Here is a 14,334-nt window from a genome sequence, read left to right on the forward strand (position 1 = left end):
CTCAGCGCAGCGGGATGTCGGGCTCGTCGCCGGTGCGGGGGCCGAAGATGCGGCGGTCGGCCTCGGTGATGGGGACGTCGTTGATGCTGGCCTCGCGGCGGCTCATGTAGCCCTCCGGGGTGAACTCCCAGTTCTCATTGCCGTGGCTGCGCCACCACTGGCCCGTCTCGTCGTGCCACTCGTACTGGAAGCGGACGGCGATGCGGTTTCCGGTGAACGCCCACAGGGACTTGCGCAGGGCGTAGTCCAGTTCGCGCTCCCACTTGCGGGTGAGGAAGGCGACGATCTCATCGTGGCCGGTGATGAACTCCGACCGGTTGCGCCACACCGAATCCGGGGTGTAAGCGGCGGCGACGCGCAGCGGGTCGCGGGTGTTCCACGCGTCTTCGGCTGCCCGCACCTTCACGCGGGCGCTGGCCTCATCGAACGGGGGAACTGGTGGGCGGGTCATGGCGCTCCTGGCGGTCACGGTGCGGACGTGCCCATTCAACGCCTCCCGCGGGCCCGCTTGACTGTCGGCATGATCACGATGCAGGCGGAATACGGCGTGCGGTTCGACTGGGGGCAGACGGGGGCCGCGGTGCTCGCGGAGACGAGCGCGTGTCTGGTGGTCGTGGACGTGCTGTCGTTCACGACGGCGGTGTCGGTCGCCGTCCACCGGGGCACTCGCGTGTTCCCCTACCCGTGGCGGGACGCGACGGCGGCGGGGTTCGCCCAGGACAAGGGGGCAGCGCTGGCGGTGGGACGGCGGGCCGCGACCGCCGAGGCGCCCTGGTCGCTCTCGCCAGCGGCGCTGCGGGCCGCGCCGGGGGTCGCGCGCCTGGTCCTGCCCTCACCCAACGGGTCGGCGATCGCGGCGGCGGCGCGGGGCGTGCCGGTCGTGGCGGCGTGCCTGCGCAACGCGGGGGCGGTGGCGGCCTGGCTGGCCGAGCGGGGGTGGGGGACCGTGGCGGCGCCGGTCGCGGTGATCGCAGCGGGGGAACGGTGGCCGGACGGCACGCAGCGGCCCGCGGTGGAGGACCTGCTCGGCGCGGGCGCGGTTATCGCGGCGCTGCGGGCCGGTGCGCCGCTGTCGCCGGAAGCCGAGGTGGCGGCGGCGGCCGCGACGGTGGACCTGGCCGAGGTGGTCCGCGACAGCGTGTCCGGGCGCGAGTTGCGGGCCGAGGGCTTCGCCGAGGACGTCGCGGTCGCCACCGAGATCGACGCCTGCGCGCACGTTCCCGTCCTGGTGGACGGCGCGTTCACCGCCACGCTCGGCGCGGGCGGCGAGTGCGCCGGGTAGGCGGTCAGGCGGGCTGGGAGAGGTCGTCCTCGTCGGTCCAGTCGAAGGAGCGCGCCACGGCCTTGCGCCACTTGCGGTGGCCGCGGTCGCGGGCGGCGGGGTCGATGGCGGGAGTCCACTCGGCCGCTTTGTGCCAGTTGGCGCGCAGGGCGTCGAGGTCGGGCCAGTAACCGACGGCGAGGCCCGCGGCGTAGGCGGCGCCCAGGCAGGTGGTCTCGGCGACGGTGGGGCGGGCGACCGGAACGTCGAGGGTGTCGGCGAGGAGTTGCATCAGCAGGTTGTTGGCGGTCATGCCGCCGTCGACGCGGAGGGCGCCGACGTCGAGGGCGGTGTCGGCGCGCATGGCGTCCATGACCTCGCGGGTCTGCCACGCGGTCGCCTCAAGGGCGGCGCGGGCGAGGTGGCCCTTGTCGACGTAGCCGGTGAGGCCGGTGATGACGCCACGCGCCTCGCTGCGCCAGTACGGGGCGAACAGGCCGGAGAAGGCGGGGACGATGTAGCAGCCGCCGTTGTCGGACACCGTGCGCGCCAGGGTCTCGATCTCGGCGGCGCTGTTGATCAGGCCCAGTTTGTCGCGGAACCACTGCACGAGGGAGCCGGTGACCGCGATCGAGCCCTCCAGCGCGTAGACGGCCGGTTCGCCCGCGATCTGGTAGCCGACCGTGGTGAGCAGGCCGTGTCCTGATTGGACGATGCTCTGCCCGGTGTTGAGGAGCAGGAAGCTGCCGGTGCCGTAGGTGCTCTTGATGTCGCCGGGCGAGAACGCGGTCTGGCCGAACAGGGCCGCGTGCTGGTCGCCGAGCGCCGCGGCGACCGGGACGCCGTCGAGGACGCCGGTGGCCGTGCCGTAGACCGCGGCGGACGGGCGGATCTCCGGCAGGGCGGCGCGGGGCACGCCGAACTCGGCGAGGATCGTGTCGTCCCAGTCGAGGGTGGCCAGGTTCATGAGCATGGTGCGACTGGCGTTGGTGACGTCGGTGATGTGCAGGCCGCCGGTGAGCTGCCAGATCAGCCAGCTGTCCATGGTGCCGAACAGGACCTCGCCGCGTTGGGCGCGCTCGGCGAGGCCGGGCACGGTCCGCAGCAGCCAGCGCAGCTTGGGGCCGGAGAAGTAGGTGGCCAGCGGCAGCCCGCAGCGCTCGCGGAACCGGTCCTGGCCAACGGCGCCGCCGAGTTCGCGGACCAACTCGTCGGTACGGGTGTCTTGCCAGGTGATCGCGTTGTGCACCGGCCGCCCGGTGGCCCGGTCCCACACCAGTGTGGTCTCGCGCTGGTTGGTGATGCCGACCGCGGCCAGTCGCGTGCGCGGCAAGTCGGCCAGGTCCAGGGCCTCCTCGACCACTTGGGCGACGTTCGCCCAGATCTCTTCCGCGTCGTGCTCGACCCATCCGGGCCGGGGGAAGATCTGCCGGTGCTCCTTCTGCGCGACCGAGACGATGCCGCCTCGGCGGTCGAAGATGATGCAGCGGCTGGACGTGGTGCCTTGGTCGATGGCGGCGACGTAGGCGGGCTCAGTGGTCACGGGTCCTCACAGGGGTCGGCGGTGAGCGCCTGCGGCCCCGATTCGACAGCGTTGGATCGACAGCGGCGTTCGACCGTGCTGTTCGACCGTGCTGTTCGACATTGCCGAATCGGGTACGGCGATACTTCCGACCCGGACCCGCTAAGTCAAGCGGCTACCACTTGCGGGCGCCCAGGTTCCGGGAGATCGACCGGGCGGCGTCGCGGACGGTGGAGACCAGGTCGAGGCGCGGCTTGCCGTGTTCGTCGCAGACCCGCTCGATCGCCCCGGACACGCCGATCGCGCCCACGGCGATGCCTCGGTCGTCGTGGATGGGCGCGGCGACGGCGGCCTCGCCGTCGATCATCTCCTCGACCTCGGCGCCCCAGCCCAGCTTGCGCACCCGCTCCAGATCCTCGGTCAGCGCGCGCCGGGTGGTCAGTGTGCGGGCGGTGTAGCGCTTGAGGGTCAGCTCGTCCAGCAGCGATTCGCCGTGCAGGTCGAACGCGAGCAGCACCTTGCCCAGGGCGCTGGCGTGCGCGGGCAGCAGGGCGCCGACCTCAAGGACTTGGAGGCTGTCGTCGGGCCGGAAAACGTGGTGCACGACGAGGACCTGGCCCTCGTGTAGGGAGCCGATGCGCACGCTCTCGCGGGAGCGGGAGGCCAGGGAGTCGGCCCAGTTGAGCGCGCGGGTGCGCAGCTCGTTGACGTCGAGGTAGCTGTTGCCCAGGTGCAGCAGCGCGGCGCCGAGCCGGTACTTGCCCCCGGAGCGGCTCTGTTCGACAAAACCGACGTGCTGCAGCGTCTGCAGGATGCCGTGCACGGTGCCCTTGGGCAGTTGCAGCGCGTTCGCCAGCTCTACCACGCCGAGCTGGCGGGCGCCCGAGGCCAGCAGGCGCAAGATGGCCGCCGCTCGTTCGACCGATTGGATTCTCCCTGGCACGGCGCTCACTCTAGCGTGTACGTTGTTCGACATTGTCGGACTTGATTCGGTAACACCTGAGCACACCTGATCACAGCTGATTCACATCCTCTGAGGAGTCGACATGCGACCGGCCGATCTCTCACCGGAAAACCGCGCGCGGGCGCTGCGGCTGCTCGGCTCCGGCGGTGAACTCGATGTCCTGGTCATCGGCGGCGGCGTGGTCGGCGCAGGCGCCGCGCTCGACGCGGCCACCCGGGGGCTGCGCGTCGGCCTGGTCGAGGCGCGGGACTGGGCGTCGGGCACCTCCAGCCGGGCCAGCAAGCTGATCCACGGCGGGCTGCGCTACCTGGAGATGCTGGACTTCGGCCTGGTCCGCGAGGCGCTGCGGGAACGCGGCCTGCTGCTGGGGCGGCTCGCCCCGCACCTCGTGCGGCCCGTCCCGTTCCTCTACCCGCTGACCCATCGCGTGTGGGAACGCCCGTACGTCGGCGCCGGAATCCTGCTCTACGACACCATGGGCGCGTCGAGGACGACGCCCCGGCACCGGCACCTGTCCAAGCGGCACGCGCTGCGGGTGGCTCCCGGGCTGTCCCCGGACGTGCTCGTCGGCGCGGTGCAGTACTGGGACGCGCAAGTGGACGACGCGCGGCACACCATGTCTCTTGCCCGTACGGCGGCCTCTTATGGCGCACTGGTCGCCAATCAGGCCAAAGTCGTGGACTACCTGCGCGACGGTAAGCGGGTCGTGGGCGCGGTTGTCGCGGACCAGGAAACCGGTGAGCGGATCACCGTGCGGGCCAAACGCGTCATCAGCGCCACCGGCGTGTGGACAGACGAGACCCAGGCCCTCGCCGACGCGGCGAGCGTGCGCGTGCGCGCGTCCAAGGGCGTCCATCTGCTCGTGCCGCGTGACCGCATCGACGCGCGCACCGGCCTGATCCTGCGCACCGACAAGAGCGTCCTGTTCGTCATCCCCTGGGAGCGGCACTGGATCGTCGGCACTACCGACACCGACTGGGACCTGGACAAGGAGCACCCCGCCGCGAGCGCCGCCGACGTCGACTACCTGCTCGCCCAGGTCAACCGCGTCCTGGTCACCCCGCTGACCAAGGACGACATCAACGGCGTCTACGCCGGGCTGCGCCCGCTGCTGTCCGGAAAGGACGAAGACACCACCAAGCTCTCCCGGGAGCACATCGTCGGCTCCCCCGTGCCGGGACTCGTGGTGGTCGCGGGCGGGAAGTACACGACATACCGGGTGATGGCCAAGGACGCGGTGGACGAGGCCGTGCGCGGCCTCGTCGACATTCCCGCGTCGGTCACCGAGGACATCCCACTCGTCGGCGCGGAGGGCTACCACGCGCTGTGGAACGGCCGGGCCGCGCTCGCCCGCGACCACGGCCTGCCCGTCGAGCGGGTGGAGCGGCTGCTGCGCCGCTACGGCTCGCTCGTCGGCGAAGTCCTCGACCTGATCGCCGCGGACCCCGCTCTCGCCCGGCCGCTGCCCAGCGGCGACGCCTACTTGCGCGCGGAGGTCCGCTACGCCGCGACGCACGAGGGCGCCCGCACCGTCACGGACGTGTTGGCGCGCCGGGTCCGGCTGGCCATCGAGTCCAAGGACCGCGGCGCGGAGTCCGCCGAGGCCACCGCCGAGATCCTGGGGGTCGCGCTGGGCTGGGACGACCGGCGCGTGCGCCGGGAGGCCGCCGCGTACCTGCGGCACGTCCAGGCCGAGCGCGACGGCGAGGGCCAGCCGGACGACCTGGGCGCGGTGTCGGCGCTGCGCGCCCAGGGGGCCGTCTGACCGGTCACCGGCCGGTCACCCGGGCGAGCCAGGCGGCGAGGTCGGCGGTCACCTCGTCCCGGTTCGTCTCGTTCAGCACCTCGTGCCGGGCTCCCGGGTAGGCGCGGTAGGTGATGTCGGTCAGGCCCGCCGCCCGGTAGCGGCTCACCAGCAGGTCGGACAGGGCGAGGCCCGCGTTGAGCGGGTCGCGGTCGCCGACCATGACGTACAGGGGCAGGGTCGGCGCGACGGCGGGGGGCTCGGCCAGCCGGGGCGCGGCCGCGTTGAGGTCGGCCATGCCCTGCTCGTCGAGGGTGAAGCCGCACAGCGGGTCGGTGACGTAGGCGTCCACTTCGGACTCGTCGCGGCTGAGCCAGTCGAACCCGGTGCGGTTGGGGGCGAAGGCGGCGTTGAAGGTCGCGAAGAGGCCGCCGGAGCCGGGGTCGACGGGGGCGCGCAGGAGTTCGTCCAGGGCGGTGGTGCCGGACAGGACGACGGCGTCGGCCAGGCCGGGGTGGTCGAGCAGGCAGTGCTGCACGGCGAACGAGCCCATGCTGTGTCCGAAAAGGACTAACGGCTGGCCGGGATGGCGGTCGCGCAGCCGCCCGGCCAGCGCGGCCAGGTCGGCCACGAGCCGGGTCCAGCCGTCCGGGCCGAGGTGGCCGGGCGCGCCCGCCATGCTGCGGCCGTGGCCGCGGTGATCGCAGGCGTACACCGCGTGCCCCAGGCCAGCGAGGTGCTCGGCGAGGCGCCCGTAGCGGGCGGAGTGCTCGCCCATGCCGTGGGCGATCAGCACCACCGCGCGCGGCTCGCCCCGGCTCGGCCACTCGGCGACGTGGATCGGCAGGCCGTCGGTGCTGGTGAACGCGGACATGGGCGACTCCCGGGGCGTCGAGGGCGAGGGTTCGCCACGGTAGCTGATTCGGCATAGCCGAACAAGGTTCGATTGTTCTGCGGAAACAGACCGAAATCGACCGCTCACCGCGTCCGTTTATTACTCCAAATGGCCGTATCGCCCTCGCTGGATTCGACAATCTCGAACGACGTTCTTGTGAACTCCCGGTTTCGTACTTACAGTGCCCCACATCACTCGCCCCACATCACTCCCGACCCCGAAGGACTCCCATGCGATCCAGATCAGCGGCGGCACTGGCCGCGGCGGCGGTGTTCGCGGCATCGGCCGCCTGCGGCGCCACCAGCGGCGCGAACGACGGCGACACGGTCAAGGTCGGCGCGATCCTGTCCCTGTCGGGCATCTACTCCACCCTCGGCCCGGCGCAGAAGAACGCCCTCACCATGGGCGTGGAGGCCCTGAACAAGACCGGCTTCACCGTCGGCGGGCGCAAGCGCACCCTGGAGATCACCTACGCCGACGACCGCTCCGACGCCGCGACCACCGGCGTGACGGCGCTGCGCGAGATGATCCAAGCCCAGAAGATCCCGGTCATCGCCTACGGGCTCGGCTCGGACACCTACGTCCCGCAGCTCAAGCGCCAGCCCGTCCCGATGGTCAACATCCTGGACTCCAGCTACCCGGGCATCCTCGACCTGAGCCCGAACCTGTTCCTCACCCGGGGCGCGTCGCCCACCTACGTGCCCGGCTGCCTGCACTACGCCAAGCGCGAGCTGGGCACCAAGAGCATCTCGGTGATCACCGCCAAGGGCGAGCCGTACGCCGAGGGCCTGACCCAGCTCGTGGCGAAGTCGGCGCAAGCCGAGGGCGTGGCCATCGCCGCGACCGCCGAGTTCCCGCTCAGCTCCACCGACTACAGCAACGCGATCAGCGCGGCGCTGGCCGCCAAGCCCGACGCGGTCTACCTGTCGAGCGTGACCGCGGTGATCCTGCCGGTGCTCAAGCAGCTCCGGCAGTCCGGCTACACCGGCCCGGTCATCCACAGCAGCGGCGTCAACCCCGACCAGGCCGAGGCGATCCTGGGCGCCCAGTTCGACTCGATCATGGCCGACAACTACGACTGCGCCGGGACGCTGCCGACCACGTCGGCCAACCCCGCCGCCAAGTCCTTCGCCGAGGCGTACCAGGCGCGGTTCAACGAGTACCCGCAGGACCTGACCATGTGGGCGCACGACTTCCCGTTCATCGTCGCCGCGGCCATGACCAAGGCCGACAGCGTCACCGACCCGGAGAAGATCCAGAAGGCGCTGGGCGAGATCACCGTGCCCGAGGGCACGGTCAGCGGCTGGCTCCCCGGCGACGGCGGGCTGCTGTTCACCGGCCGCAACGCGCGCACCGCCTCCGAGGTCACCGCGTGGTGCCCGGGCAAGCGGACCCTGCGCAGCGCGATGGTGTTCGACACCCGCGACGGCGTCGTGATCGACCCCGTCTTCCCAGAGGACACCTGCGCGTGATCCAGGTGCTGGTCAACGGAGTCTTCCTCGGCTGCCTGTTCGCCGTGGTCGCGGTGGGGCTCACCCTGGTCTACGGGGTGATGGAGGTCCCCAACTTCGCGCACGCGGGCGTCATCGTCCTGGCGGCCTACACGACCTGGTCGGCGAGCGCGGCGGGCCTGCCGTTCGCGCTCGCCGCCCTGGCCGGGATCGCCTGCGGCGGCGGGGTTTCGGTGCTGACCGAGGTCATCGCCTACCGGTGGATCATCGACAAGCCCGCCGCGGCCCCCGCGGTCGCGCTGGGCCTGATGCTGATCCTGCAGAACGTCGCGCTGCGGCTGTTCGGCGGCGAGGGCCGCTCGATGGACACCCCGTACGACCGGGTGCTGGTGGAGATCGGCGGGGTCTCGCTGTCCGGGGTGAAGATCGCCCTGGTCGTGCTGGCCGTGCTGGCGCTGACGGCGCTGCACCTGATCCTGTCGCGGACCTCGCTCGGCCGCGCGATGCGGGCGGTGGCCCAGGACCGCGGCGCGGCGGCGATGCTCGGCATCCCCCTGCGCAGGCAGTACACGCTGGCGTTCCTCATCGCCGGGCTGCTCGCGGGCATCGCCGCGATCGCCTACGCGCCCACGTTCCAGGTCTCGCCGTACATGGCAGACGAGGTGCTGCTCAGCGCGTTCGTGGTGGTCGTGGTCGGCGGCCTGGGCAGCGTGTGGGGCGCGGTGGCGGGCGGGCTCGTGCTCGGCGTCGTGGAGGGGCTGGGCTCGGCGTACCTGAGCTCGGCGTACCAGAGCGCCTTCGGGTTCCTGCTGCTCGTGCTCATCCTGGTGCTCAAGCCCGGCGGGCTGCGCGGCGCCAACGGTCGAAGGGTGGCCTGACATGCGCAACCACGGCCCGGCGCTGGGCGGCTCAGCGCTGCTGAGCGTCCTCGCCTACCTGGCGCTGACCGGACTCCAGGGCGACCAGGGGCAGGTCGCGCTCCTGGTGGTCGTCTGGACGATCGCGCTGACCGGCCTCAACGTCATCCTCGGCCTCGGCGGCTACCCGAGCATGGCGCACGCCGCGTTCTTCGGCGGCGGCGCCTACCTCTCGGCGATCCTGCTGGAAAAGGGGCTGCCGATGACCGTCGCCGCCCTCGTCTCGGTGGCCGCGGTGATGCTCGTCGGGTTCCTGGTCGCCCTGGTGTTCAGCCGCACCCGCGGGCAGTACTTCGCCATCGGCACCATGTTCTTCACCGCCGTGGCGTTCCTGGTGTTCACCAACGCCGCGGACTTCACCGGCGGGCCAACCGGGCGGCCGGTCGACCTGGGCTACTCGCTGGACGCGACGATCACGCTGCTGGCGGTGTCCGTCGGCGGCGGGCTGGCCGGGTTCCACCTGATCTCGGTGAGCCGCTTCGGCGACCGGCTGCGCGCCATCCGCGAGGACGAGGACCTGGCGCAGCACCTGGGCGTGCCGACCGCGCGGGTGAAGCTGCTCGCGGTGGTCGTCTCGGCCGGGTTCGCGGGCTGGGCGGGTGTCCTTTTCGGACAGTACAACGGGGTCATCGCGCCGTCGCAGTTCACCTTCGTGCAGAGCTTCCTGATGTTCGTGGCGCTCGGCCTCGGCGGGGCCGGGCGGCTGCTGGCCCCAGTGGTCGGCGCCGTCGTCGTCATCGGGCTCACCCAACTGTTGAACCTCGGCCCCGGGGTCAGCCAGATCGTGCTGGGCGTGCTGTTCATCGCCGTCACCCTGCTCGCGCCCAACGGAATCCTGGGCGGGGTCACCGCGCTCACCCGGAAAGTCCGCCGGAAGGAGGCGGTCGCGTGACCGCGCTGCTGACAGTCGACCGGGTCGTGAAGCGGTTCGGCGGAGTCGCCGCCGTGGACGGCGTGTCGTTCACCCTCGACGCGGGCGCCGTCCTCGGGCTGATCGGCCCCAACGGCTCGGGCAAGACGACCCTGCTCGGCGTCCTCGCCGGAACCCACGAGCCCACCTCGGGCACGGTCACCCTGGACGGGAAAGTCGCCTCCGGCAAGGGCGCGCACCGCGCCGTCCACGCCGGAATCGCCCGCACGTTCCAGACGACCCGCCTGTTCGGCTCCTGGACGCTGCGCCAGGGCCTGCGCCTCGCGCACGGCGAGCGGCGGGGGCGGCCAGCGTGGTCCGACGACCGGCTCGCGGACCTGCTCGGCCTCGACGGGCTGCTCGACCAGCCGTGCGCGTCGCTCACCAGCGCCGCCCAGCGGCTGGCCATGATCGCCCTCGCGCTGGCCACCGGCCCCAGGGTGCTGCTGCTGGACGAGCCCGCCGTGGGCATGGACACCGCCGAGGCGGCCGCCCTGGCGAACGCGGTCCGCCGGGCGGCGGACGAGCTGGGCGTCGCGGTGGTCGTGGTCGACCACAACATGCAGTTCCTGATGCCGCTCGCCGACACCGTCGTGGTCATGGCGGCGGGCGCGGTGCTGGCCGAGGGCACGCCGGAGCGAATCCGCGCCGACGAGGCGGTCATCGCCTCCTACCTGGGAGAGGCATGACGATGCTCACCGTCGACAACCTCACCGTCGCCTTCGGCCCCACCGTGGCCGTCCGCGACGTCAGCCTGCGCGCGGAAGCGGGCGCCGTCACCGGCGTCCTCGGCGCGAACGGCGCGGGCAAGACCAGCACCCTGCTGGGCATCCACAACCAGGCCCCGCGCCGCGGCGGTCGGATCACCCTCGCCGGGGTGGACGTCACCGGGCACGACACCGGGGTGCTGGTGCGCGCGGGCATCGCCCTGTGCCCGCAGAACCGCAGGCTGTTCCCGAACATGTCGATCGAGGACAACCTGCTGCTCGGCGCCTACGGGCACCCGCGCAAGGTCCAGCGGGCCCGGCTCGCGCGGGCCTACGACCGGTTCGGCTGGCTGCGGGAGCGGGCGGCGGAAGCTGCGGGCAGGCTCAGCGGCGGCCAGCAGCAGGCCGTCGCCATCGCCCGGGCCCTGATGTCGGAGCCCAAGCTGGTCCTGCTGGACGAGCCGTCCAGCGGCCTGTCCCCGGTCGCGGTGGACGAGGTCGCAGGCATCCTCGCCGACATCACCCGCGACGGCACGGCCGTGGTGCTGGTCGAGCAGAACGTGCGGCTCGTGCGCCACCTGTGCGACACCGCGTACGTCCTCGCGCACGGCAAGGTCGCGGCCTCCGGCCCGGTCGCCGCGCTCCTCGACGACAGCGCGGTCTCAGACGCCTATCTCGGCACTGTCCACTAAGGAGAACCCCCATGCGGAAAACACGTATCAAGGCGTCGCTCGCCGTCATCCCCGCCGTGCTCGCGCTCACCGCCGCCGCGGTCTTCCAGGCGGACGCCGCGCCGACCCCGGTGTCCTACCAGCGTGGCCCCGCGCCGACCTGGGACAGCGTGCGCGCCCCACTCGGCCCGTTCGCGTACGCCACCCACACCGTCTCCGACGCGGCGGCGGTCGGGTTCGGCAGCGGCACGGTCTACTACCCCACCGACACCAGCAAGGGCACCTTCGGCGGCATCGCCATCTCCCCCGGCTACGTCTCCACCCAGACGCACGTCAAATGGCTGGGGCCGCGCCTGGCCTCCCAGGGCTTCGTGGTGATCACCATCGACACCGACTCCCGCTACGACCAGCCCAACTCGCGTGGGCAGCAGCTTGTCGCCGCGCTGGACTACCTCACCTCCCGCGCGCCGTCGCAGGTGCGCGCCCGGCTCGACGCGAAGCGGCTCGCGGTCATGGGCCACTCGATGGGCGGCGGCGGCGCGCTGCGGGCGGCGGCGACGCGGACCAGCGTCAAGGCCGCTGTCCCGCTGGCCCCGTACCACACGGACAAGACCTGGCCCGAGATCACCGCGGCCACGATGATCATCGGCGGGTCCCGGGACACCGTCACCGTCGTCGGCCAGCACGCCGAGCGCTTCTACACCGGCATGACTAGTGCGAGGGAACGCGCCTACGCGGAGGTCAGCACGGCGACGCACGGCACGTTCACCGTCGAGAACCCCCTGATCGGCGGGCTCACCGTGGCCTGGATGAAGCGCTTCGTGGACGACGACACCCGCTATGAGGCCCTGCTCTGCCCGGCGCCGAAGAACAGCGAACTGGCCGAGTACCGCGACACCTGCCCGCACTCCTGACCAGCGCGGCCGATGCCCGGGCGCGGCGGTGTCACCGCGCCTGGGCATCGGTTACATTGGCCGGAGTTGTCCGGTGCGCTGGCGAAGGTGGTGGCGGCGATTTGGCCGGTGGGCCGCCGATCGAGCTGACCAGCTACCTCGGGCGCGACCGGGAGAACGCCCAGGTCCGCGACCTGCTGACCACCGCCCGGCTGGTCACGCTGACCGGGCCGGGCGGCGTCGGCAAGACCCGGCTGGCGACCACGGTCACCCGCGAGATCGCCGCGACCGGCGGCTACCCCGACGGGATCGTGTTCGTCGGCCTCGCCGAACTGCGCAACCCCGCCCTGCTGGCCACCCTGGTCGCCGACCGCCTCGGCCTGCGGGACCAGACCGGGGCGCCCGCCGAGCGGGCCGTGCTCGACCACCTGCGCGACCGCGAAACCCTGCTGGTGCTGGACAACTGCGAGCACCTTGTCGACGCCTGCGTCCACCTGATCCGGACCGTGCTCGCCGACTGTCCCGGCGTGACAGTGCTGACCACCAGCAGACAATCGCTCAACATCAACGGTGAGCGGATAGTGCGCGTGCCGCCGCTGGCGGTGCCCCGCGACGGCGAGACCTCCGCCGACCTCATGTCGTACGACGGCGTGCGGCTGTTCGTGGACCGGGCGGCCATGGTGGACCCGGCTTTCCAGGTGACCGACGACAACCGCGCCGACGTCGCCCGCCTGTGCGAGCGGCTCGACGGGCTGCCGCTGGCGATCGAACTCGCCGCGGCCCGCGTCCGGTCGCTGTCCCCGCGCCAGATCCTCGACCGGCTCACCGCGCACCTGCCGCTGCTGACCTCCCGCGACCGCACCGCGCCCGCGCGGCAGCGGGCGCTGCTGGCCACCATCGAGTGGAGCCACAACCTGTGCTCGGCCGACGAGCGGACCCTGTGGGCGCGGGCGTCGGTGTTCGCCGGGTCGTTCGACCTCGACGCCGCCGAGCGCGTGTGCGGCGACTTCGGCCTCGACCGCGACGGCGTGCTCGACCTGCTCGACGGCCTGCTCGACAAATCGGTGCTGCTGCGCGAGGCCCACGACAGCGCCACCCGGTACCGGATGCTGGAGACGCTGCGCGAGTACGGCCAGGAGCGCCTTGAGGAAGCGGGCGACCTCGCCCGGGTCCGCCGCCTGCACCGCGACTGGTTCGACCGGCTCACCGACCAGGCCGACGCGGACTGGACCAGCCCCCGCCAGCTCACCTGGCTGGACCGGCTCCGCCGCGACCACGCGAACCTGCGCGCTGCCCTGGGCTGGTCGGTGTCCGTGCCCGGCGAGGAAACCGTCGCCCTGCGCATGATGAACCGGATCAGCGAGTACTGGACGCTGCGCGGCTTCAACAGCGAGGCCCGCCTCTGGCTGGACCGCGCCCTGTCCGCCACCGCCGACGACGACCCGCACCGCCCGCTCGCCCTGAGCGTCAGCGCCCTCTACGCCCTGTGGCAGTACGACTTCGACGCCGCGGCGGCCCGGCTCGCTCAAGCGGCCAAACTGCCCAAAGACCAGCCGACCAAAAACCACATCGCCTACGTCCGCTGCTTCCGCGAACTCCTGCGCGGCCGCTTCACCCAGGCAGCGGCCCTCGCCGCGACCACCGCCACCGCCTTCCGCGCCGACGGCGACCCCCGCCGCGAACTGCACCCCCTGTTCATCCACGCCATGGCCGCCCCCGCCGCGAACGACCTCCCCGCTGGCCGCGCCTCGATCACCCGCATGCTCACCCTCGCCACCACCAACGGCGACACCTATTACGGCGCCATGGCCCGCTACGGCCAAGCCTGCCTAGAAGCCCTCTACGGCGACCCGGCAAGGGCGATCGCCGCCGCCAGGGAAGGCATCCTCGGCGAACTCGCCCTGGACAGCCCCTTCGGCCGCGCGCACCAACTGGAAACCCTCGCCTGGGCCACCGCCCGCCAGGGCGACCACACCCGCGCCGCCACCCTCTTCGGCGCCGCCGCCGTCGTCTGGGAAAGCGTCGGCAGCTCACCCGAAGCCGCCAAATCCCTTGCCGGACCACACTTCCAGTACCTAGACCAGGCCAAAACCACCCTGGGCGACGCAGCCTTCACCACCGCCTACGAAACCGGCCGCGCCCTCCCCGAAGACACCGTCACCCACTACGCCCTCACCGACAGCGAACACCCCGACCCGGCCACAACGGCCTGAGGAACCACCCACGCCGCCCGCTACACTGATCGCTGAGGGCCGTTAGCTCAATCGGTAGAGCTGCTGACTTTTAATCAGTAGGTTCCGGGTTCGAGCCCCGGGCGGCCCACAAACACACAGGTCAACGGCCGTCCTCTGTGGACGATTTGGCCGTCCGGGGACACTTTACGGACACGTTTCACGGAC

The 14,334-nt window shown here is 72.1% G+C and carries 13 protein-coding genes and 1 tRNA gene; 10 read left to right on the forward strand and 4 right to left on the reverse strand.

Annotated elements, in window-relative coordinates:
* Position 1: 1 nt before the first annotated feature.
* Positions 2 to 451, reverse strand: a complete 450-nt coding sequence (locus ACZ6SD_RS21600; protein ID WP_465318763.1) for a nuclear transport factor 2 family protein — start codon at positions 449 to 451, stop codon at positions 2 to 4.
* A gap of 69 nt (positions 452 to 520) precedes the next feature.
* On the opposite strand from ACZ6SD_RS21600, the gene ACZ6SD_RS21605 reads away from it, so the two are divergent.
* Positions 521 to 1,282, forward strand: a complete 762-nt coding sequence (locus ACZ6SD_RS21605; protein ID WP_465318764.1) for a 2-phosphosulfolactate phosphatase — start codon at positions 521 to 523, stop codon at positions 1,280 to 1,282.
* Positions 1,283 to 1,286: 4 nt separating this feature from the next.
* Here ACZ6SD_RS21605 and glpK read toward each other — a convergent pair whose 3' ends face one another.
* Together glpK and ACZ6SD_RS21615 are read right to left on the reverse strand one after the other, a co-directional pair.
* The gene (gene glpK, locus ACZ6SD_RS21610) at positions 1,287 to 2,804 is read right to left on the reverse strand and encodes a glycerol kinase GlpK (RefSeq protein ID WP_465318765.1); all 1,518 of its coding nucleotides are present in this window, start codon (positions 2,802 to 2,804) and stop codon (positions 1,287 to 1,289) included.
* A 154-nt stretch (positions 2,805 to 2,958) separates the two neighbouring features.
* Positions 2,959 to 3,726, reverse strand: a complete 768-nt coding sequence (locus ACZ6SD_RS21615) for an IclR family transcriptional regulator (RefSeq protein WP_465318766.1) — start codon at positions 3,724 to 3,726, stop codon at positions 2,959 to 2,961.
* 103 nt (positions 3,727 to 3,829) lie between these two features.
* On the opposite strand from ACZ6SD_RS21615, the gene ACZ6SD_RS21620 reads away from it, so the two are divergent.
* On the forward strand, positions 3,830 to 5,512 hold the full coding sequence (locus ACZ6SD_RS21620) for a glycerol-3-phosphate dehydrogenase/oxidase (protein WP_465318767.1): 1,683 nt from the start codon (positions 3,830 to 3,832) through the stop codon (positions 5,510 to 5,512).
* A gap of 4 nt (positions 5,513 to 5,516) precedes the next feature.
* On the opposite strand, the gene ACZ6SD_RS21625 is transcribed toward ACZ6SD_RS21620, so the two are convergent.
* On the reverse strand, positions 5,517 to 6,365 hold the full coding sequence (locus ACZ6SD_RS21625; protein ID WP_465318768.1) for an alpha/beta hydrolase: 849 nt from the start codon (positions 6,363 to 6,365) through the stop codon (positions 5,517 to 5,519).
* 251 nt (positions 6,366 to 6,616) lie between these two features.
* Here ACZ6SD_RS21625 and ACZ6SD_RS21630 point away from each other — a divergent pair, with 251 nt between their 5' ends.
* The 8 genes from ACZ6SD_RS21630 to ACZ6SD_RS21665 all read left to right on the forward strand — a co-directional run bounded on the left by ACZ6SD_RS21630 (position 6,617) and on the right by ACZ6SD_RS21665 (position 14,257).
* Positions 6,617 to 7,858, forward strand: coding sequence for an ABC transporter substrate-binding protein (locus ACZ6SD_RS21630; protein ID WP_465318769.1), 1,242 nt, complete (start codon positions 6,617 to 6,619; stop codon positions 7,856 to 7,858).
* Positions 7,855 to 8,715, forward strand: coding sequence for a branched-chain amino acid ABC transporter permease (locus ACZ6SD_RS21635; protein ID WP_465318770.1), 861 nt, complete (start codon positions 7,855 to 7,857; stop codon positions 8,713 to 8,715). Before ACZ6SD_RS21630 ends, ACZ6SD_RS21635 begins: the two co-directional genes overlap by 4 nt.
* 1 nt (position 8,716) lies before the next feature.
* Complete coding sequence (locus ACZ6SD_RS21640) at positions 8,717 to 9,646, forward strand: branched-chain amino acid ABC transporter permease (protein ID WP_465318771.1); 930 nt, start codon at positions 8,717 to 8,719, stop codon at positions 9,644 to 9,646.
* Positions 9,643 to 10,353, forward strand: a complete 711-nt coding sequence (locus ACZ6SD_RS21645) for an ABC transporter ATP-binding protein (RefSeq protein WP_465318772.1) — start codon at positions 9,643 to 9,645, stop codon at positions 10,351 to 10,353. The genes ACZ6SD_RS21640 and ACZ6SD_RS21645 overlap by 4 nt, the downstream gene beginning before the upstream one ends.
* On the forward strand, positions 10,350 to 11,063 hold the full coding sequence (locus tag ACZ6SD_RS21650) for an ABC transporter ATP-binding protein (RefSeq protein ID WP_465318773.1): 714 nt from the start codon (positions 10,350 to 10,352) through the stop codon (positions 11,061 to 11,063). Before ACZ6SD_RS21645 ends, ACZ6SD_RS21650 begins: the two co-directional genes overlap by 4 nt.
* Positions 11,064 to 11,074: 11 nt before the next feature.
* Positions 11,075 to 11,956, forward strand: coding sequence for an alpha/beta hydrolase family protein (locus ACZ6SD_RS21655; protein WP_465318775.1), 882 nt, complete (start codon positions 11,075 to 11,077; stop codon positions 11,954 to 11,956).
* A gap of 101 nt (positions 11,957 to 12,057) precedes the next feature.
* Complete coding sequence (locus tag ACZ6SD_RS21660; protein WP_465318777.1) at positions 12,058 to 14,148, forward strand: ATP-binding protein; 2,091 nt, start codon at positions 12,058 to 12,060, stop codon at positions 14,146 to 14,148.
* Between the two features lie 36 nt (positions 14,149 to 14,184).
* Positions 14,185 to 14,257, forward strand: a tRNA-Lys gene (locus ACZ6SD_RS21665).
* Positions 14,258 to 14,334 lie beyond the last annotated feature (77 nt).

It is taken from the genome of Actinokineospora sp. NPDC051303 (assembly GCF_055586285.1).